Raw genomic sequence first — 17,635 nt, 5'->3', positions numbered from 1 at the left:
CCCCCACCAGCCGAGACGGTCGCTCGCTTCCCGCGGACGCGGGCTGCGCGAGGCCTCTTTGCACCGAGCTGAGAACACCTCTGAGGAGACAGTGCTGTGACCGGGATCAAGACGACCGGCAAGAAGAAGTTGATGTTCTTCTCCGGCCGCGCCCACCCCGAGCTTGCCGAGGAGGTCGCCCACCAGCTGGGTGTCGGGGTCGTCCCGACGAAGGCCTTCGACTTCGCGAACGGTGAGATCTACGTTCGTTATCAGGAGTCGGCGCGCGGTGCCGACTGCTTCCTGATCCAGAGCCACACGGCTCCGATCAACAAGTGGATCATGGAGCAGTTGATCATGATCGACGCGCTGAAGCGCGCGTCGGCCCGTTCCATCACGGTGATCGTGCCCTTCTACGGTTACGCGCGGCAGGACAAGAAGCACCGGGGACGTGAACCGATTTCGGCGCGTCTGATCGCGGACCTGATGAAGACGGCCGGTGCGGACCGCATCCTCACGGTGGATCTGCACACGGACCAGATCCAGGGTTTCTTCGACGGCCCGGTGGACCACCTGTTCGCACTGCCGCTGCTGGCGGACTACGTGGGCCAGAAGGTGGACCGCGACAAGCTGACCGTGGTGTCGCCGGACGCGGGCCGGGTGCGGGTCGCCGACCGTTGGTGCGACCGTCTGGGTGCGCCACTGGCGATCGTGCACAAGCGGCGTGACAAGGACGTGGCGAACCAGGTGACGGTGCACGAGGTCGTCGGTGATGTGAAGGGCCGTATCTGTGTCCTGGTCGACGACATGATCGACACGGGTGGCACGATCTGTGCGGCTGCGGATGCGCTGTTCGCGCACGGCGCGGAGGACGTGATCGTGACGGCCACGCACGGTGTGCTGTCCGGTCCGGCCGCGGACCGTCTGAAGAACTCGAAGGTGAGCGAGTTCGTGTTCACGAACACGCTGCCGACGCCGGGTGAGCTGGAGCTGGACAAGATCACGGTGCTGTCGATCGCGCCGACGATCGCGAGTGCGGTGCGTGAGGTGTTCGAGGATGGCTCGGTGACGAGCCTGTTCGACGAGCAGTGAGGACGCCCGGCGCCGCTGTGCGGCCGGTGATCCTGCCCGGCCGGTGATCCTTTTGGGTGCGGCCTCCCCTCCGAGTAGACTGCTCGAGTTGCTCGGCGAGGGAGGCCGTACTCATTGCGGTACGGCGGTCCGTAATCGACGCGCTCTTCGTAGCAGGCCGTTCGTGGCCGGGTGACCACGTCCGTCCACTGATTTCTACGAGGAGTGAAGATGTCCGAGGTCAAGATCGCCGCGCAGACGCGCACCGAGTTCGGTAAGGGTGCCGCGCGCCGTGTCCGTCGTGAGAACAAGGTTCCCGGTGTGCTGTACGGCCACGGTTCGGACCCGCTTCACCTGACGCTGCCGGGTCACGAGCTGCTGATGGCGCTGCGTACGCCGAACGTCCTGATCTCGCTGGACATCGACGGCAAGACCAGCGAGCTGGCGATCCCGAAGGCCGTGCAGCGTGACCCGCTGAAGGGCTTCCTGGAGCACGTCGACCTGCAGCTGGTCAAGCGCGGCGAGAAGGTCACCGTCGAGATCCCGGTCCACACCGAGGGCGAGCTCGCCGCGGGTGGCAACCTGCTGGAGCACGTCCTGAACGCGCTGCCGGTCGAGGCCGAGGCCACGCACATCCCGGAGGCGCTCACCGTCTCGGTCGAGGGTCTGGCGGCCGGCGCCTCGGTCCACGCCAAGGACATCACCCTGCCGAGCGGTGTGACGCTGGCCGTCGACGAGGACGCCGTGGTGCTCCAGGTCCTGGCCGCGCAGGCCGAGGAGGCCCCGGAGGGTGCGGAGGCCGAGGGCGAAGAGGCCGCCGAGGCCTGATCCTCACCGTCATCGTTTCGTCAGCCGCTGTTCCCGGGAGGGGCAGCGGCTGGCGCGTATCAAGGAGACATGGACGTGACGACCGACGCGGGCGGTCCCTGGCTGGTGGTGGGTCTCGGCAATCCGGGGCCCGATTACGCGATGAACCGGCACAATGTCGGGTTCATGGTGGCCGATCTGCTGGCGGAGCGGATCGGGGGGAAGTTCAAGCGGGCCGGCAAGGCGCAGGCGCAGGTCGTGGAGGGCCGGATCGGTCCGCCGGGTCCGGCGAACCGCCGGGTGATCCTGGCGAAGCCGATGTCGTACATGAATCTGTCGGGTGGCCCGGTGAACGCGCTGCGGGACTTCTACAAGGTGCCGGTGGGGAATGTCGTGGCGGTGCACGACGAGCTGGACATCGACTACGGGACGCTGCGTCTGAAGCTGGGCGGCGGCGACAACGGGCACAACGGGCTGAAGTCGATCACGAAGGCGATAGGTGCGGACTATCACCGGGTGCGGTTCGGGATCGGGCGTCCTCCGGGGCGTATGCAGGTCGCGGATTTCGTGCTGAAGGACTTTTCGTCGGCGGAGCGCAAGGAGCTGGACTACTTCGTGGACCGTGCGGCGGACGCGGTGGAGTGTCTGGTGATCGAGGGGCTTGAGCGGGCGCAAAGCACGTACAACTCCTGACTTGTCCGTCCGCCGTGCGGCGCGGAGTTGACCGGGCGTGCGGGCATGACCAAGGATCGCCGCCATGCCTTCTGCCGTCTCCTCCTCTCAGGGTGCCGTCGCGGTCGTGCGGTTCGGGCGGCTCGCGGCGATGGGTGCGGTCGCCGCGCTGATCCTCGTGGCCGGTGTCTGGGGTTCGTGGGACACCGCGCAGTACGCGATGCTGACCAAGGGCCGCGAGCAGGGCACGATGACGGTGGCCGGGTGTTCCGGCGGTGTGTGCAGCGGCCCGTATGTGCCGTCGTCCGAGGGGTCGACGGCTCGGAAGCGTGTGGTGATCGGCGACTCGGTGGCCGTGCGGCGGGGTGAGGTCCTCGCGGTGGTGGTGAAGTCGGGTTCCGACGAGGTGGTGCGGACGGGTCCGGCGGGCGTGCTGTATGCCTGGCTTCCGCTGGCCGGTTCGCTGCTCCTGGCTTCGGTGGTGGTGGCGGGGGGGTTGCGGATGACGCGTACGGCCTGGGTGATGGCGGGGTCGGGGGTCGCGTTGCTGACGGCGACGTTCTTCGCCTTGCAGTAGGTCCGGCGCCCCTCATGGTGCAGGCCCTCATGGGGCCGGTGCACAGGACGGTGCCCCCGTACGACGTACGGGGGCACCGTCCTGTGCGGCGGTGGGGGTTCAGCCGGTGTTGCGCAGGCCGGCCGCCACGCCGTTGACCGTCAGCAGCAGGGCTCGGGCGAGCAGCGGGTCGGGTTCGCCGCCGCTTGCGGCGGCGTCGCGCTGGCGCTTGAGCAGGGCGACCTGGAGGTAGGAGATCGGGTCGAGGTAGGCGTCGCGGATGGCGAAGGTCTGCTTGAGGACGGGCTGGGCGTCCAGCAGTTCCCTCTCACCGGTGATCCGCAGGATCTCGCGGACGGTCAGCTCGTGTTCGGCCTGGATCGTCTCGTAGACGTGCTTGAGTTCGTCCGGGACGAGGGTGTCCACGTAGTGGCGCGCGATCCGCAGGTCGGTCTTCGCGAGGGTCATCTCGACGTTGGAGATGAAGTTGCGGAAGAAGTGCCACTGTTCGTGCATCTCGTCGAGCACGGTGTCGAGGCCGGCCTCGCGCAGTGCCTTGAGGCCGGAGCCGACGCCGTACCAGCCGGGGACGATCTGCCGGGACTGGGTCCAGCCGAACACCCACGGGATGGCGCGCAGCCCGTCGAGGCCGGCGCCGGAGTCGGGGCGGCGGGAGGGGCGGGAGCCGAGGTGGAGGTCGGCGAGCTGGTCGACGGGGGTGGAGGCGAAGAAGTAGGCGGGCAGGTCGGGGTCCTCGACCAGCCCACGGTAGGCGGCGTGGGCGGCGTCGGAGACGACGTCCATGGCGGCGTCCCAGCGGGCGAGGGCCTCGTCGGACTGGCGGGGTGCGGTGTGCAGGGCGGAGGCCTGGAGGGTGGCGGCGACCGTGAGTTCCAGGTTCTCCCGGGCGAGGGAGGGGATGAGGTACTTGTCGGAGATGACCTCGCCCTGTTCGGTGACCTTGATCTCGCCTTCGAGGGTGCCCCAGGGCTGGGCGAGGATCGCGTCGTGGGTGGGGCCGCCGCCCCGGCCGACGGTGCCGCCGCGGCCGTGGAAGAGGCGCAGGCGTACGCCGTAGCGGTGGGCGACGTCGCGCAGGCGGCGCTGGGCGCGGTGGATCTCCCACTGGCTGGTGGTGATCCCACCGAACTTGGAGGAGTCGCTGTAGCCGAGCATGACCTCCTGGACGTCGCCGCGCAGGGCGACGAGGCGCCGGTAGGAGGGGTCGGCGAGCATGTCCTCGAGGATGGTGTCGGCGGCCTTGAGCTCGTCGGTGGTCTCCAGGAGGGGGACGATGCCGATCTTCGCCCAGCCGGCGTGCAGGTCGACGAGGCCGGCCTCGCGGGCGAGGACGGCGGCGGCGAACACGTCGTCGGCGCCCTGGCACATGGAGATGATGTAGGACTCGACGACCTCGGGGCCGAAGACGTCCAGGGCCCGCTTGACCGTCTCGAAGACGCCGAGGGTCTTGGCGCCGGCTGCGTCGAGGGGGGCCGGGGTGGGGGCGAGGGGGCGCCGGGAGCGCAGTTCCTTGGCGAGCAGCTTGTACCGGTACTCGCGGGGCATGTCGTCGTAGCGCCAGGATTCCTCGCCGAGCCGGTCGAAGAGCTGGCCGAGGGCGTGGTGGTGGGCGTCGGCGTGCTCGCGGACGTCCATGGTGGCGAGCTGGAGGCCGAAGGCGGCGAGGGTGCGGATGGTGCGGGCGAGGTGGCCGTCGGCGAAGAGGTGGCCGCGGTGGGCGCGCAGTGAGGTCTGGATGACCCGCAGGTCGTTCAGGAGCTCGGTGGTGCCGAGGTAGTCGCGTCCGGGCTGGTGCGCGGTGCCCTTTGCGAGGCGCTTCTTGGTGTTGGCGAGCTTCTGGCGGATGCAGGTCGCCTTGAGGCGGTAGGGCTCTTCGGCGTTGAGGCGCTTGTAGCGGGGGCTGATGCCGGGCAGCCGGTCCAGGTCGGCCTTGAGGGAGTCGAGGAGTTCCTCGGTGGCGCCGGTGTAGCGGATGGACTGGGAGAGCAGGCCGCGCAGCTCGTCGATCATCTCCAGCGCGTCGTTGATGCCGTGCTCGTGCTGGAGGATGAGCACGTCCCAGGTGACCTCGGGGGTCACGTTGGGGTTGCCGTCGCGGTCGCCGCCGATCCAGGTGCCGAAGGTGAGGGGGCGGGTGTCGTCGGGCAGCTTGACGCCGACGCGCTCCAGTTCGGCGGTGAGGTCCTCCAGGACGTCGCCGACGGCGCCGGCGTGCAGTTCGTCCAGGTAGTAGATGGCGTTGCGGGCCTCGTCGGCGGGTTCCGGCCGGACGACTCTGAGTTCGTCGGTCTGCCAGACGAGGTCGATGTTCTCGGCGAGCCGGGTGTCGTGGCGGCGGCGGTCGCTGTCCAGGACCGGGGTCTCCAGGAGCGCGGCGACGCGCCGGAGCTTGTTGAGGACGGACCGGCGGGCGGCCTCGGTGGGGTGCGCCGTGAAGACCGGGCGTACGTTGAGGTGGCGGACGGTGTCGCGGAGGTGCTCGGCGTCGGCGTCCTTGAGCCGGTCGGCGGTGCGGGCGAGGAGTCCGCCCTCGGCGGCGCGCTTGGCGCGCAGTTCGCGGCCCCGGTGCACCTGCTCGGCGACGTTCGCCAGGTGGAAGTAGATGGAGAAGGCGCGCACCAGCTTGGCTGCGGTCTCCAGTTCGGTGCCGCGCAGTAGTTCCGCGGCGGCTTCCCCGTCCTCGCGGGTCAGCCGGCGGACCCGCTCGACCAGCTCCAGGAGCTCGGGGCCCTCCTGTCGGACGAGGGTCTCGCCGAGCAGATCACCCAGTCGGCGGATGTCGGCGCGCAGCTCGCTGCTGGTCGTGGTGGTCTGGTCGTCGGCACTGCTCACAGGTGCGGCTCCTTGCGGTAATCAGGAGGTGCGTCGCGTCAGCGACTCCCTGGAAGGGCGGTGGTGGGCGACGGGTGTGGGTCGTCTGGGAGGGGACCCGGACGGGTGCCGCGCGGCGCATGCCGCATACGGACCGGGCATCCGGGAAGAAAACAGAGCGGACCGCGCTGTCCGACCAACTCCAAGGATAGGTGTCCACGCGGACGCGCAGGCCCACGGGCTCTTGCCGCGGGCATCGCACTGCCATACTTACGACGCCGTAGGTTACGGAACCGTAGGGTCTCCCGTCAGATCCGGGGAGCACTCTGGGCCCGTTTCCCGGCCACCCGCCTCGACCCTCGACCCCCCAGGGGACGCCCATGACCACAAGCTCCGATGTGATCGAAGACGCGCCGGAGGCGAACGACGACTCTCTGCTGCCCTCGGCGACGCTGGGTGGCGAGAAGAAGGGCTCGATCGAGCAGATCACCCTGCTGCTGTTCATCACCGTCCCGTTCCTGGCGCTCGTCGCGGCGGTGCCGCTGGCCTGGGGATGGGGTGTGAGCTGGCTCGATCTGGGCCTGCTGGTCTTCTTCTACTATCTGGGCTGCCACGGCATCACGATCGGTTTCCACCGCCACTTCACCCATGGCTCGTTCAAGGCGAAGCGGCCTCTGAAGATCGCTCTGGCGATCGCGGGGTCGATGGCCGTGGAGGGGCCGCTGGTGCGCTGGGTCGCCGATCACCGCAAGCACCACAAGTTCTCGGACGCCGAGGGCGACCCTCATTCTCCGTGGCGTTACGGGGAGACGGTCCCGGCGCTGATGAAGGGCCTGTGGTGGGCTCACATCGGCTGGATGTTCGACGAGGAGCAGACCCCGCAGGACAAGTACGCGCCTGACCTGATCAAGGACCCGGCGCTGCGGACGGTCTCCCGCCAGTTCGTGCTGTGGACGGCCCTGTCGCTGCTGCTGCCGCCGCTGATCGGCGGTCTGGTGACGATGTCCTGGTGGGGCGCGTTCACGGCGCTCTTCTGGGGGTCCCTCGTCCGGGTGGCGCTGCTGCACCATGTGACCTGGTCGATCAACTCGATCTGCCACGCGGTGGGCAAGCGCCCGTTCAAGTCGCGGGACCGCTCGGGGAATGTCTGGTGGCTGGCGGTCCTGTCGTGCGGCGAGTCGTGGCACAACCTGCACCACGCGGATCCGACCTCGGCGCGGCACGGTGTGGAGCGGGGCCAGCTGGACTCCTCCGCGCGGATCATCCGCTGGTTCGAGCAGCTGGGATGGGCGTACGACGTGCGGTGGCCGTCACGCTCGCGTATCGATTCCCGCCGCAGCGCCGACAGGGAAGGCTCCCGGGACGGGAGGGCGACCGCCGGCACGGCATGATTGACGGTGTGGTGACCGACTCCTCCAGCACTCCCAGCACCGACAAGCCGCGGCGGACCCGCCGTACCCGGATGACGGGGGCGGAGCGTCGCCAGCAGCTGCTGGAGATCGGTCGCACGCTGTTCGCCGCGAAGGGGTTCGAGGGCACGTCGGTGGAGGAGATCGCGGCGAAGGCCGGGGTCTCCAAGCCGGTGGTCTACGAGCACTTCGGCGGCAAGGAGGGCCTGTACGCGGTGGTGGTGGACCGCGAGATGCGGCGCCTGCTGGACATGGTGACGAGTTCGCTGACGGCGGGGCACCCGCGGGAGCTGTGCGAGCAGGCGGCGTTCGCGCTCCTCGACTACATCGAGGAGTACACGGACGGCTTCCGCATCCTGGTCCGCGACTCGCCGATCCCGCAGTCGACAGGCTCCTTCGCGTCCCTGATCTCGGACATCGCCACGCAGGTGGAGGACATCCTCGGCCGCGAGTTCAAGAGCCGCGGCTTCGACCCGAAGCTCGCCCCGCTGTACGCGCAGGCGCTCGTCGGCATGGTGGCGCTGACGGGCCAGTGGTGGCTGGATGTGCGCCGCCCGAAGAAGGCCGAGGTGGCGGCGCATCTGGTGAATCTGGCGTGGCACGGGCTGGACGGTCTTGAGCCGAAGCCTCGGCTGATAGGTCATCGCAAGAGCTGAGGGCTCCGGCCGCGTGGTCACCCGTGGACGTACGCCGTCACCGGCATCCATCACGACAAGCTCGAACTCTCGGTGCCGTTCGACATCGGCATCGACATCACCCTGAACGCGCTCAGAGAGCTGTAGCCAGCGGCTCCAGGAACTCCAGCCGGTTTCCCACGGGGTCCTGCGAATAGAACCGGCGGTGGCCCGGCAGGGCGTCGTCCCAGGCCACCACCGCCCCGCGCGCCGTGAGCCGCTCCGCGTACGCCTCGATCCCGGTCACCCGCAGCCCCGGGTGCGCCTTCCGCGCGGGCCGGAAGTCCTCCTCGATGCCCAGGTGCAGCCGCACGGCGCCCGCCTCGAACCAGCAGCCGCCGCGCGCGGCGAGGACCGGCGGCTTGGGGATCTCGGTCATGCCGAGGACGTCGGAGTAGTACGCCCGCAGCAGGTCCTCGGAGCCGGGCGGGGCCGCCAGCTGGACATGGTCGACGGCGGTCAGCACGGCTCACGCCTCCTTCGTGGCGACGGCGAAGACACGGCGGAACGGGAACACCGTGCCGTGGTCGCCGGCCGGGTACGCCTCGCGCAGAGCCGTGCGGTAGTCGGTGAGGAACTCCTCCGCGTCGTCGCCCAGCTCGGTGAGGACCGGCCGCAGTCCGGTGCCCTTTACCCAGTCCAGGACCGGGTCCTCGCCCTCGAGCAGATGCAGATACGTCGTCTCCCAGACGTCCGCCGCGCAGCCGAGGCCGGTGAGGTGCTCGAGATAGGCGCGGGGCGTGAGCACGGCCTCCTCGTGGCGCAGGGTGCCGGCGAGACGGTCCTTCCAGCGGGCGGAGTGGGCGAGTTCCCGCATGAGCCGGTGGCTGGGGGAGTCGAAGTTCCCGGGGACCTGGAAGGCGAAGGTGCCGCCCGGCTTGAGGGCCGCCACCCAGTCGGGGAAGCGCCCGGCGTGTCCGGGCACCCATTGCAGGGTGGCGTTGCTGATGATCAGGTCGTACGGCTCCGGAGGCGTCCAGGTGCGGGCGTCGGCGTGGGCGAAGTCGAGGCGGCCGCCGGCCTCGGTCGGGCCTTCGTGGTGGGTGTGGGCCCGGTCCAGCATCTCGGGCGAGTTGTCGTAGCCGGTGATGTGGGCGGTGGGCCAGCGGTCGGCGAGCAGGGCGGTGGCGTTGCCGGGGCCGCAGCCGAGGTCGGCGATGCGGGGCGGGTGGCCGGGCAGTGAGGGGACGCGGGCGAGCAGGTCGACGAAGGGGCGGGCGCGGTGGCCGGCGTGGCGCAGGTACTGGGCGGGGTCCCAAGTGGGCGCGACAGGCATGGGGGGGCCTCCTCGTGGTGAACGGCTCGACGTCCTCGTACGGAGGCGTCGCCCCCGTTTGACGACGCCTCCGTACGCAGGCTCATCCTCGTACCTCGACTATCTCGACGTCAAGAGACTCCACATCAAGAGACTTCATGTCGACACAACCACTACACTGATCGTCATGGAGGACGAGGTCGATCGGCTGGTCGCGGCATGGCGCCGGGAGCGCCCGGACCTCGACGTGGAACCGCTCGAGGTCCTCAGCCGGGTGAGCAGGCTGGCACGGCATCTCGACCGTGCGCGCCGGCTGGCGTTCTCCGAGCACAGCCTGGAGCCCTGGGAGTTCGACGTCCTCACCGCGCTCCGCCGGGCCGGTACCCCCTATCAGCTCTCCCCCGGCCAGCTGCTGACCCAGACCCTGGTCACCTCGGGCACGATGACCAACCGCATCGACCGCCTGGCGAAGAAGGGACTGGTCGAGCGGTTGCCCGATCCCAGCGACCGCCGCGGCGTCCTGGTGCGCCTGACCGACGAGGGCCGGGACCGGGCGGACCAGGCGCTCGCCGGGCTGCTCGACCAGGAGCGCGCGATCCTGTCGGAGCTGAGCTCGGCCCAGCGCGGTGAACTGGCCGCGCTGCTACGCCAGCTGACCGCCCCGTTCGACAACATCCCCGGCTAGGTCGGTCACATCCCCGGCCAGGTCGGCGGGCCCGACCCCGGCGCGGCGGGCGAGGGCGACGGCTGCGAGGGTGGAGTGCACGCCCAGCTTCCCCAGCACGTTCTGCATATGGGTGCGGACGGTGTGCGGGGAGAGGAACAGCCGCTCGGCGACGGCCTTGCGGCCGAGCCCGGCGACCATGCACCGCAGCACTTCCCGCTCCCGCGGCGTCAGGGACTCCACCAGCCGCTCGCTCTCGGTGCGGTGCTTGCGGGCCGCGGTCAGCTCGCGCAGGACGCCGGTGAGCAGGGCGGGCGGAAGGTGTGTCTCGTCCCGCAGCACACCCCGGATGACGGTGAGCAGCCGGGACAGCGAGCAGTCCTTGGCGACCCAGCCGGAGGCGCCCGCCTGGAGGGCGACGGCGGCCCGGCGCGGGTCGTCCTTCTCGGCGAGGACGACGATCCGCACACCCGGCTGCCCGGAGCGGACGCCGGCGACGAGGGATATGCCGTCGACGAGCCCGTCCTCGTTGGCCTCCTGGACGGGGACCGCCGGACGCGAGCCCGGGACATTGCCGCCGAGGTCCGCGTCGACGAGCATCACGTCGAATCTGCGGCCCTCCGCGGCCGCCCGGTCCAGGCAGCGCAGGGCGGCCGGACCGCTGCCGGCCGCGGACACGTCGACATCCGGCTCGGCGGCCAGGGCGGCCGCGAGCGACTCGGCGAAGATGCGGTGGTCGTCGACGACCAGAACACGGATGCGCACCACTGAAACCCCCACTGCTCGGGGGACGCCCGGCACGAGTACGGCGCCCGGAATGCTCCCCGGTTGTCCGCCTGGGACGAGGCACCGCAGCCGCACGGCCGCCGCCATGCTGGAACTGCTACCCCCACCCCGGGCGTCGTACCCGACTGTTTCGCCCCCTGATCAGCACCGGCCCCCACCGGTGCTGTTCACAGGGTAGGGCCGTCGGCCTTGAGGGGAAGGAATTTTGCAGAACTGGTTGGCCAGGGCGTTTATGGTGTGCCGCATGTTTCGTATCGAGACAGAAGTCGACAAGGAACGGCGGGATCTGCTCCGCGCTCGGCTGCTGGAGGCGAACACGGCGGCCTCGCCGGTGCTGCGCGCGCTGCGCGGAACGCCGGGGGAGCGCGAAGTCCCGCTGCACGTCTGGGCGCTCGACACGGCGGGGGATCTGGCGGGCGGACTGGTCGGCCACACCTGGGCGAGCTGGCTGTACGTGGCCTATCTGTGGGTGGACGGCCGCCACCGCGGCACGGGCCTTGGCACGCGTCTGCTCGCTCGGGCGGAGCGCGTTGCGCGCGAGGAGCGCGGCTGCATGGCCGCGCGCCTGGAGACCTGGGACTTCCAGGCCCCGGAGTTCTACAAGAAGCAGGGCTATGAGGTGGTGTGCGTGATCCCCGACTATCCGCCGGGGATCACGGAGTACACGCTGACCAAGAGGCTCAGCCGAGCTGCCGGGCCCCTGCCGACGGCACCGCCGGGAACACCCGGGGCGCCGTGAAACCGGCGGTGCCGAACGCCTCCTCGATCGCCTTCGTGACCGTGTCCGCGTCAGCGGCCTCCATCAGGACGATCGCCGAGCCGCCGAAGCCGCCGCCCGTCATCCGGGCGCCCAGCGCGCCGGACGCGTTCGCGGTGTCCACCACCAGGTCCAGCTCCGGGCAGGAGATGCGCAGGTCGTCCCGCAGGGAGACATGGCCCTCCGTCAGCACCGGTCCGATCGCCCGGACGTCCCCCGCGTCCAGCAGGGCGACTACCCGGCCGACGCGGTGGTCGTCCGAGACCACATGGCGCACATAGCGGCGCACCCGCTCGTCCGACAGGCGGGCGAGCGCGCCCTGAAGGTCCTCGTATGCGACGTCCCGCAGATGCGAGACCCCGAGCTGCCGTGCGCCCTCCTCGCACCCCTCGCGCCGCTCGGCGTACGCCCCGTCGCCCAGCGCGTGCTTCACGCGGGTGTCGACGACGAGCAGCGCGAGGTCCTGGGCGGCGAGGTCGAAGGGAATCTGACGGAGAGCCAGGTCGCGGCAGTCCAGGTGCAGGGCGTGGCCCTCCGTGGAGCACGCCGACGCCATCTGGTCCATGACGCCGCACGGCACGCCCACGAAGTCGTTCTCGGCGCGCTGGGCGAGCTTCGCCAGCTCGGGGCGCGTCAGGCCGAGCCCGTACAGGTCGTTCAGCGCGAGGGCGGTGACCACCTCCAGCGCCGCCGACGACGACAGTCCCGCGCCCGTCGGCACCGTGGAGGACAGATGGAGGTCGGCGCCGGTGATCGGGTGGCCCGCCTCGCGCAGCACCCAGACGACACCCGCCGGGTAGGCGGCCCAGCCGGTGTCCGTCAGCGGCCGGAGCTCGTCGACGTGCAGTTCGACGACCGGGCCCTCGATGTCCGCCGAGTGCAGCCGCAGCACGCCGTCGGTGCGGCGCGAGACCGCCGCGACCGCGGTGTGCGGGAGGGCGAACGGCATCACGAACCCCTCGTTGAAGTCCGTGTACTCGCCGATCAGGTTGACCCGGCCGGGTGCCGACCAGACGCCCTCGGGAGCCGTCCCGTACAGCTGCGCGAAGCCCTCGCGTACGCCCACCTACTGCTCCCTTGCGATGTTCTGTGCGAACTCCCAGGCATCCGCGACGATGCCCGCGAGGTCCGCGCGGGACGGGTTCCAGCCGAGCCGCTCGCGGGCCGTGGCCGCGGAGGCGACCAGGACCGCCGGGTCGCCGCCCCGGCGGGGGGCCACCACCTCGGGGATCGGGTGTCCGGTGACCTGGCGCACGGTCTCGATGACCTCCCGCACGGAGAAGCCGTTGCCGTTGCCGAGGTTGCAGATCAGGTGCTCGCCGGGGGTGGCGGCGTCCAGGGCCAGCAGGTGGGCCTCGGCGAGGTCCGCGACGTGGATGTAGTCGCGGACGCAGGTGCCGTCCGGGGTCGGGTAGTCGTCGCCGAAGACCGAGATGGCCTCCCGCCTGCCCTGCGCGACCTGGAGGACGAGCGGGATCAGGTGGGACTCCGGGTCGTGGCGCTCGCCGCAGCTGCCGTAGGCGCCCGCCACGTTGAAGTAGCGCAGGGAGACCGCGCCCAGGCCGTGCGCGGCCGCCTCACCGCTGATCATGTGGTCGACGGCGAGCTTGGAGGCGCCGTAGGGGGAGGTCGGCGCGGTCGGGTCGGTCTCGGTGATCGGGGTGCTGACCGGCTCGCCGTAGGTCGCCGCGGTGGAGGAGAAGACGAGCTTGCGCACGCCCGCCTCGCGCATCGCGGCGAGCAGCGCCATGGTGCCGCCGACGTTGTTGTCCCAGTACTTCTCCGGCTTCACGACGGACTCGCCGACCTGCGAGAACGCGGCGAAGTGCAGGACCGCGTCGAAGGAGGGGTCCAGCCACTTGGCGGCGTCGCGGATGTCGCCCTCGATGAAGGAAGCGCCCGCCGGCACGCCCTCGCGGAAGCCGGTGGAGAGGTTGTCGAGAACGACGACCTCGTGGCCCGCCTCCAGCAGGTGCTGCGCGACCACGCTGCCGACATAGCCCGCGCCGCCGGTGACCAGATACTTCCCGCTCATGAACTCGCTACCTCTCGCAGTCGCTGGGCCGCAGCTTCCGGCGGCACGTCGTTGATGAACACGTTCATGCCGGACTCGGAACCTGCGAGGAACTTCAGCTTGCCGGAAGTGCGGCGAATGGTGAAAAGCTCGAGGTGGAGAGCGAAGTCGTCACGGCTGAGGGCTGCGCCTTCGTCGAACTTCTCCATCGCGCCGAACGGCGCCTGGTGCCAGGCGGCGATGTAGGGCGTCGGAGCCTCCCGGTCACCGAAGATCCGGTCGAAGCGCCTCAAGAGTTCCAGATAGACCTGGGGGAACTCTGTGCGGGCGGCCTCGTCCAGTGCGAGCAGGTCCGGTACGCGGCGCCGGGGATAGAGGTGGACCTCGTACGGCCAGTGTGCCGCGTAGGGGACGAAGGCGACCCAGTGTTCGGCACGCAGGACGACCCGCCGGCCGGCCAGCTCGCGCTCCAGGACGGCGTCGAACAGGTTCTCGCCGCCGTTGGCCTCCTTGTGGGCGGCCAGCGAACGGAGCATGAGGGCGGTGCGCGGAGTGGTGAAGGGGTACGCGTAGATCTGGCCGTGCGGGTGGCCGAGGGTCACGCCGATCTCCTGGCCGCGGTTCTCGAAGCAGAAGACCTGCTCGACCGCGGGCAGGTGGGACAGCTCCGCGGTGCGGTCGGTCCAGGCGTCCAGGACCAGCCGCGCCTGCTCCTCGGACAGGTCGGCGAAGGAGGCGTTGTGGTCGGAGGTGAAGCAGACGACCTCGCAGCGCCCGGAGTCGCCGGCCAGCGAGGGGAAGCGGTTCTCGAAGACGACGACGTCGTACGAGGAGTCCGGGATCTCGCTCAGCCGGTCTCCCCGCGAGGGGCACAGGGGGCACTCGTCGGCCGGGGGGAGGTAGGTGCGGCCCTGGCGGTGCGAGGCGACGGCGACCGAGTCGCCGAGCAGCACGTCGCGGCGGATCTCGGAGGTCGTGACGGTCCGCTCCAGCGGGCGGCGGTCCACCGCGTCGCGCACGGCGTCGTCGCGCAGGTCGTAGTAGATGAGTTCACGACCGTCGGCCAGCCGGGTCGGGGTCTTCTTCACGACGCCTTGCCTTTCTGCTGCACTGCCGGACTCCTCATCCACTCCGGATCCGCCCTTCAAACATAACCCAACACAACAAACCACGACCGACCACGGCAGTCAACATCACAATCCAACAAAGAGCATCACCACAACTGTTCAAATATCGAACGCCGAGGCGTAGGTTCCGCACTGATTGGTTCACGCAACGAAGCGAGTGATCATGCAGACCCCCACACCCGCGGCCGTAGGCCCCACAGTCCTCGCGGCCGGTCTACGGCTCCCGACCAACGGCCTCGACTACACGATCCTCGGGATCTACTTCGCCGTCGTCCTGGGCATCGGCTTCGCCGCCCGCCGCTCCGTGAAGACCAGCCTCGACTTCTTCCTCTCCGGGCGCTCCCTGCCCGCCTGGATCACCGGTCTGGCGTTCATCTCGGCGAACCTGGCCGCCACCGAGATCCTCGGCATGGCCGCCAACAGCGCCCAGTACGGCGCCTACACCGTGCACTGGTACTGGATCGGCGCCATCCCCGCCATGGTGTTCCTGGGCCTGGTGATGATGCCCTTCTACTACGGCTCCAAGGTCCGCTCGGTCCCCGAGTTCCTGCTGCTCCGCTTCGACAGGTCGGCCCACCTGCTCAGTTCCGTGCTGTTCGCGTTCGCCGCCATCCTGATCGCCGGTGTGAACCTCTACGCCCTCGCGATCGTCGTCGAGGCCCTGCTCGGCTGGCCCCAGTGGGTGGCGATCGTGGTCGCCGGCTTCTTCGTCCTCGCCTACATCACCCTCGGCGGCCTGTCGTCCGCGATCTACAACGAGGTACTCCAGTTCTTCGTGATCCTCGCGGCCCTCATCCCCATCACCGTGCTCGGCCTGAAGAAGGTCGGCGGCTGGGGCGGACTGACCGACAAGCTCAGCGCGACCCATGGCCACGACTTCGTCACCGCATGGGGCGGCACGGGCATCGGCCACGCCAACCCGCTCGGCGCGAACTGGCTGACGATCGTCCTCGGCCTCGGCTTCGTGCTGTCCTTCGGCTACTGGACGACCAACTTCGCCGAGGTGCAGCGCGCCCTGTCCGCGAAGAACCTCTCCGCCGCCCAGCGCACCCCGCTGATCGCCGCGTACCCGAAGATCTTCATCGTGTTCCTGGTGATGATCCCGGGCCTGGTCGCCGCCGCCCTCGTCCCCAAGATCGGCACCCCCGGCTCCGGCCTCCAGTACAACGACGCGATTCCCTACCTGATGCAGGAGCTGCTGCCCAACGGCGTGCTCGGCATCGCGGTCACCGGCCTGCTCGCCGCCTTCATGGCCGGCATGGCGGCCAACGTCTCGTCCTTCAACACGGTGTTCACCAACGACATCTGGGCGAAGTACGTGGTCAAGGACCGTGAGGACGCGTACTACGTGCGGTTCGGCCGCCTGATCACGGCGATCGGCGTGCTGGCGTCGGTCGGCACGGCGTTCCTGGCGTCCTCGTTCTCGAACATCATGAGCTACCTTCAGACGCTGTTCTCCTTCTTCAACGTGCCGATGTTCGCCGTCTTCATCGTCGGCATGTTCTGGAAGCGCGCGTCCGCCAAGTCCGGCTTCTGGGGCCTGCTCGCCGGCACGGTGACCGCGATGGTGAACTACTTCGTCGTCTACAAGCACGGCATCATCGGCATCCCCTCCGACCAGGGCGCCAACTTCGTCTCCGCGATCGCCGGTTTCGTGGCCGGTGGAGTCGTCATGGTGGCGGTGTCGCTGTTCACCGCGCCCAAGCCGGAGCAGAGCCTCCAGGGACTGGTGTACGGCACCCTCCCCCAGTCTCGGTCTCGCTCGACCGGGGGGACCCCGATCCCCGGCATGGCCGAGCCCCCCGCCACGGGCGACGACGCCTGGTACCGCAAGCCGGCCCTGCTGGGCTGGGGCGCGGTCGTCCTCGCCGCCGCCTGCTACATCCCGTTCTCGTTCTGACCGCGGGAGGATGGAGAGACCATGTCCGAGTACTCCGAGCACGAGGTCCAGCGCGAAGTCACCGAGCTGGAGTCCAAGTCCGCGACCGCGGCCCGCATCTTCGACCTGCGCCGCATCATCGGCGGCCTGTTCGTCGTCTACGGCGTCATCGTCATGATCGCGGGCTTCACGGCCTCCGACGCCGAGATCGCCAAGGCTCAGGGCGTCAACATCAACCTGTGGACCGGCCTGGGCATGCTGCTGCTCGGCCTGCTCTTCCTGCTCTGGCTCAAGCTGCGCCCGGCGGCCCCGCCGACCCCGCCGCCGGCCCAGGAGAAGACGTCCGAGTGACAGGGGCGGCCGGCCGGGGTTCCTTCGGGACCCCGGCCCCGTCCGCTCCTGTCCAGGGGCCCGTACTACTGAGGGGCCCCGGAACCCGTCTGCGGTGAGGCGGGCGGCCGGGGGCCCGCCCGGTCCAGCAGGCCGGTTCGCGCCGCGAGGGCCGCCGCCTCCAGACGGGAGCCGACGCCCAGTTTCATCAGGACCCGCTGAACGTGGGTGCGGGCCGTCGAGGGAGCTATGCCCATACCGGCCGCGATCAGCCGGGTGTCCTCACCGTCCGCGACCCGCACCAGCACCTCCACCTCGCGCGGGGTGAGCATCTGCAACAGGCGCTGACCCTCGTCGTCCGGCTGCGCCGCCGGGTTGAGCAGCTCGCTGAACGCGCCCTGCAGCAGCTGCGGCGCCACTGCCGCCTCCCCCGCCCGCGCCTTCATGATCGCCCGCTCGACGCCCTCGATGCGCTCGTCGTGGCGTACGTAGCCCGCGGCGCCGGCGGCGAACGCCGCCGCGATGCCCCGCGGGTTCGGTACCGGCCCGAGCACCAGCACCGCCACCTGCGGACGCTCCCGCTTGATGCGCACCACCGGGTCGAAGACCCCGGGCTCGGCGGGTGTCGCCGTGCCCAGCAGGCACACCTCGGGTGCCCTGGTGATCACCAGTTCCGCCGCGCCCGCGGCGGGTGCCGCCGCGGCGAGGACCCGGTGCCCCCGCAGTTTCAGCGCCGAGGCCAGTGCCTCGGCGAGCAGTCGGTGGTCGTCGACCACCATGAGCCGCACTCCCATCGAGCAACCCCCCAGTCCCCCCCATGGAT

At 70.1% G+C, this 17,635-nt stretch carries 18 protein-coding genes; 10 read left to right on the top strand and 8 right to left on the bottom strand.

All coding sequences use genetic code 11. From position 1 onward, the window contains the following. The first annotated feature begins 96 nt into the window (after nt 1-96). The 4 genes from ABZ823_RS16930 (at nt 97) to ABZ823_RS16915 (ending at nt 3,106) form a co-directional block, all read left to right on the top strand. The gene (locus ABZ823_RS16930; protein ID WP_361660060.1) at nt 97-1,071 is read left to right on the top strand and encodes a ribose-phosphate diphosphokinase; all 975 of its coding nucleotides are present in this window, start codon (nt 97-99) and stop codon (nt 1,069-1,071) included. 210 nt (nt 1,072-1,281) lie between these two features. Further along, nucleotides 1,282-1,878 carry a 50S ribosomal protein L25/general stress protein Ctc gene (locus tag ABZ823_RS16925; RefSeq protein WP_361660057.1) on the top strand — a complete coding sequence of 199 codons (597 nt, stop codon included), beginning with the start codon at nt 1,282-1,284 and terminating at the stop codon, nt 1,876-1,878. 69 nt (nt 1,879-1,947) lie between these two features. Beyond that, nucleotides 1,948-2,550 carry an aminoacyl-tRNA hydrolase gene (gene pth / locus ABZ823_RS16920; RefSeq protein ID WP_361660054.1) on the top strand — a complete coding sequence of 201 codons (603 nt, stop codon included), beginning with the start codon at nt 1,948-1,950 and terminating at the stop codon, nt 2,548-2,550. Nucleotides 2,551-2,614: 64 nt separating this feature from the next. Continuing rightward, entirely contained in the window at nt 2,615-3,106 is a 492-nt protein-coding gene (locus ABZ823_RS16915; protein WP_361660051.1) for a hypothetical protein, read from the top strand. Nucleotides 3,107-3,205: 99 nt separating this feature from the next. Here the strand turns inward: ABZ823_RS16915 and ppc are convergent, their stop codons facing one another. After that, a complete protein-coding gene (gene ppc, locus ABZ823_RS16910; protein ID WP_361660048.1) occupies nt 3,206-5,938 on the bottom strand; it encodes a phosphoenolpyruvate carboxylase in 2,733 nt (910 codons plus the stop codon). A 359-nt stretch (nt 5,939-6,297) separates the two neighbouring features. On the opposite strand from ppc, the gene ABZ823_RS16905 reads away from it, so the two are divergent. Continuing rightward, complete coding sequence (locus ABZ823_RS16905; RefSeq protein ID WP_361660045.1) at nt 6,298-7,308, top strand: acyl-CoA desaturase; 1,011 nt, start codon at nt 6,298-6,300, stop codon at nt 7,306-7,308. Further along, nucleotides 7,305-7,982: a TetR/AcrR family transcriptional regulator gene (locus tag ABZ823_RS16900; protein ID WP_361660042.1), complete on the top strand. Its 678-nt coding sequence runs from the start codon at nt 7,305-7,307 to the stop codon at nt 7,980-7,982. The genes ABZ823_RS16905 and ABZ823_RS16900 overlap by 4 nt, the downstream gene beginning before the upstream one ends. Nucleotides 7,983-8,094: 112 nt before the next feature. Here ABZ823_RS16900 and ABZ823_RS16895 read toward each other — a convergent pair whose 3' ends face one another. Together ABZ823_RS16895 and ABZ823_RS16890 are read right to left on the bottom strand one after the other, a co-directional pair. Beyond that, on the bottom strand, nt 8,095-8,466 hold the full coding sequence (locus tag ABZ823_RS16895) for a VOC family protein (protein ID WP_361660040.1): 372 nt from the start codon (nt 8,464-8,466) through the stop codon (nt 8,095-8,097). A gap of 3 nt (nt 8,467-8,469) precedes the next feature. Continuing rightward, nucleotides 8,470-9,276: a trans-aconitate 2-methyltransferase gene (locus tag ABZ823_RS16890; protein WP_361660037.1), complete on the bottom strand. Its 807-nt coding sequence runs from the start codon at nt 9,274-9,276 to the stop codon at nt 8,470-8,472. A gap of 166 nt (nt 9,277-9,442) precedes the next feature. Here ABZ823_RS16890 and tamR point away from each other — a divergent pair, with 166 nt between their 5' ends. Beyond that, complete coding sequence (gene tamR / locus ABZ823_RS16885; protein WP_234511630.1) at nt 9,443-9,940, top strand: MarR family transcriptional regulator TamR; 498 nt, start codon at nt 9,443-9,445, stop codon at nt 9,938-9,940. Here the strand turns inward: tamR and ABZ823_RS16880 are convergent. Continuing rightward, nucleotides 9,899-10,687 (bottom strand): response regulator transcription factor, encoded by a 789-nt coding sequence (locus ABZ823_RS16880; RefSeq protein WP_361660033.1) that lies wholly within the window; start codon nt 10,685-10,687, stop codon nt 9,899-9,901. The genes tamR and ABZ823_RS16880 overlap by 42 nt on opposite strands. A gap of 250 nt (nt 10,688-10,937) precedes the next feature. Here ABZ823_RS16880 and ABZ823_RS16875 point away from each other — a divergent pair, with 250 nt between their 5' ends. Further along, nucleotides 10,938-11,444, top strand: a complete 507-nt coding sequence (locus ABZ823_RS16875; RefSeq protein WP_361660341.1) for a bifunctional GNAT family N-acetyltransferase/serine/threonine-protein kinase — start codon at nt 10,938-10,940, stop codon at nt 11,442-11,444. Here the strand turns inward: ABZ823_RS16875 and galK are convergent. From galK to galT, 3 genes are read right to left on the bottom strand one after another with little or no spacing between them, the layout of a single operon-like run. Continuing rightward, a complete protein-coding gene (gene galK / locus ABZ823_RS16870; protein ID WP_361660030.1) occupies nt 11,386-12,528 on the bottom strand; it encodes a galactokinase in 1,143 nt (380 codons plus the stop codon). The genes ABZ823_RS16875 and galK overlap by 59 nt on opposite strands. Then, nucleotides 12,529-13,497, bottom strand: a complete 969-nt coding sequence (gene galE / locus ABZ823_RS16865; protein ID WP_361660027.1) for a UDP-glucose 4-epimerase GalE — start codon at nt 13,495-13,497, stop codon at nt 12,529-12,531. Continuing rightward, on the bottom strand, nt 13,494-14,564 hold the full coding sequence (galT, locus tag ABZ823_RS16860; RefSeq protein WP_361660024.1) for a galactose-1-phosphate uridylyltransferase: 1,071 nt from the start codon (nt 14,562-14,564) through the stop codon (nt 13,494-13,496). Before galT ends, galE begins: the two co-directional genes overlap by 4 nt. Before the next feature lie 202 nt (nt 14,565-14,766). Here galT and ABZ823_RS16855 point away from each other — a divergent pair, with 202 nt between their 5' ends. Both ABZ823_RS16855 and ABZ823_RS16850 read left to right on the top strand, forming a co-directional pair. After that, nucleotides 14,767-16,503: a sodium:solute symporter family protein gene (locus ABZ823_RS16855; protein WP_361660021.1), complete on the top strand. Its 1,737-nt coding sequence runs from the start codon at nt 14,767-14,769 to the stop codon at nt 16,501-16,503. Between the two features lie 21 nt (nt 16,504-16,524). Further along, nucleotides 16,525-16,833 (top strand): hypothetical protein, encoded by a 309-nt coding sequence (locus tag ABZ823_RS16850; protein WP_361660018.1) that lies wholly within the window; start codon nt 16,525-16,527, stop codon nt 16,831-16,833. Between the two features lie 65 nt (nt 16,834-16,898). On the opposite strand, the gene ABZ823_RS16845 is transcribed toward ABZ823_RS16850, so the two are convergent. Continuing rightward, nucleotides 16,899-17,606: a LuxR C-terminal-related transcriptional regulator gene (locus ABZ823_RS16845; protein WP_361660015.1), complete on the bottom strand. Its 708-nt coding sequence runs from the start codon at nt 17,604-17,606 to the stop codon at nt 16,899-16,901. Nucleotides 17,607-17,635 lie beyond the last annotated feature (29 nt).

It is taken from the genome of Streptomyces sp. NPDC047079, assembly GCF_040643755.1.
Lineage (GTDB): Bacteria > Actinomycetota > Actinomycetes > Streptomycetales > Streptomycetaceae > Streptomyces.
The sequence above is the reverse complement of the archived record's forward strand: the minus strand, read 5'-3'. Positions and strand labels throughout refer to the sequence as shown.

What these genes read in the sequence shown, in the direction of transcription:
- galE (WP_361660027.1), bottom strand. Translation starts at nt 13,497, where the DNA reads ATGAGCGGGAAGTATCTGGTCACCGGCGGCGCGGGCTATGTCGGCAGC.
- ABZ823_RS16905 (WP_361660045.1), top strand. Translation starts at nt 6,298, where the DNA reads ATGACCACAAGCTCCGATGTGATCGAAGACGCGCCGGAGGCGAACGAC.
- ABZ823_RS16915 (WP_361660051.1), top strand. Translation starts at nt 2,615, where the DNA reads ATGCCTTCTGCCGTCTCCTCCTCTCAGGGTGCCGTCGCGGTCGTGCGG.
- tamR (WP_234511630.1), top strand. Translation starts at nt 9,443, where the DNA reads ATGGAGGACGAGGTCGATCGGCTGGTCGCGGCATGGCGCCGGGAGCGC.
- ABZ823_RS16875 (WP_361660341.1), top strand. Translation starts at nt 10,938, where the DNA reads ATGGTGTGCCGCATGTTTCGTATCGAGACAGAAGTCGACAAGGAACGG.
- ABZ823_RS16845 (WP_361660015.1), bottom strand. Translation starts at nt 17,606, where the DNA reads ATGGGAGTGCGGCTCATGGTGGTCGACGACCACCGACTGCTCGCCGAG.
- ABZ823_RS16925 (WP_361660057.1), top strand. Translation starts at nt 1,282, where the DNA reads ATGTCCGAGGTCAAGATCGCCGCGCAGACGCGCACCGAGTTCGGTAAG.
- ABZ823_RS16855 (WP_361660021.1), top strand. Translation starts at nt 14,767, where the DNA reads ATGCAGACCCCCACACCCGCGGCCGTAGGCCCCACAGTCCTCGCGGCC.
- ABZ823_RS16890 (WP_361660037.1), bottom strand. Translation starts at nt 9,276, where the DNA reads ATGCCTGTCGCGCCCACTTGGGACCCCGCCCAGTACCTGCGCCACGCC.
- pth (WP_361660054.1), top strand. Translation starts at nt 1,948, where the DNA reads ATGGACGTGACGACCGACGCGGGCGGTCCCTGGCTGGTGGTGGGTCTC.
- ABZ823_RS16900 (WP_361660042.1), top strand. Translation starts at nt 7,305, where the DNA reads ATGATTGACGGTGTGGTGACCGACTCCTCCAGCACTCCCAGCACCGAC.
- ABZ823_RS16850 (WP_361660018.1), top strand. Translation starts at nt 16,525, where the DNA reads ATGTCCGAGTACTCCGAGCACGAGGTCCAGCGCGAAGTCACCGAGCTG.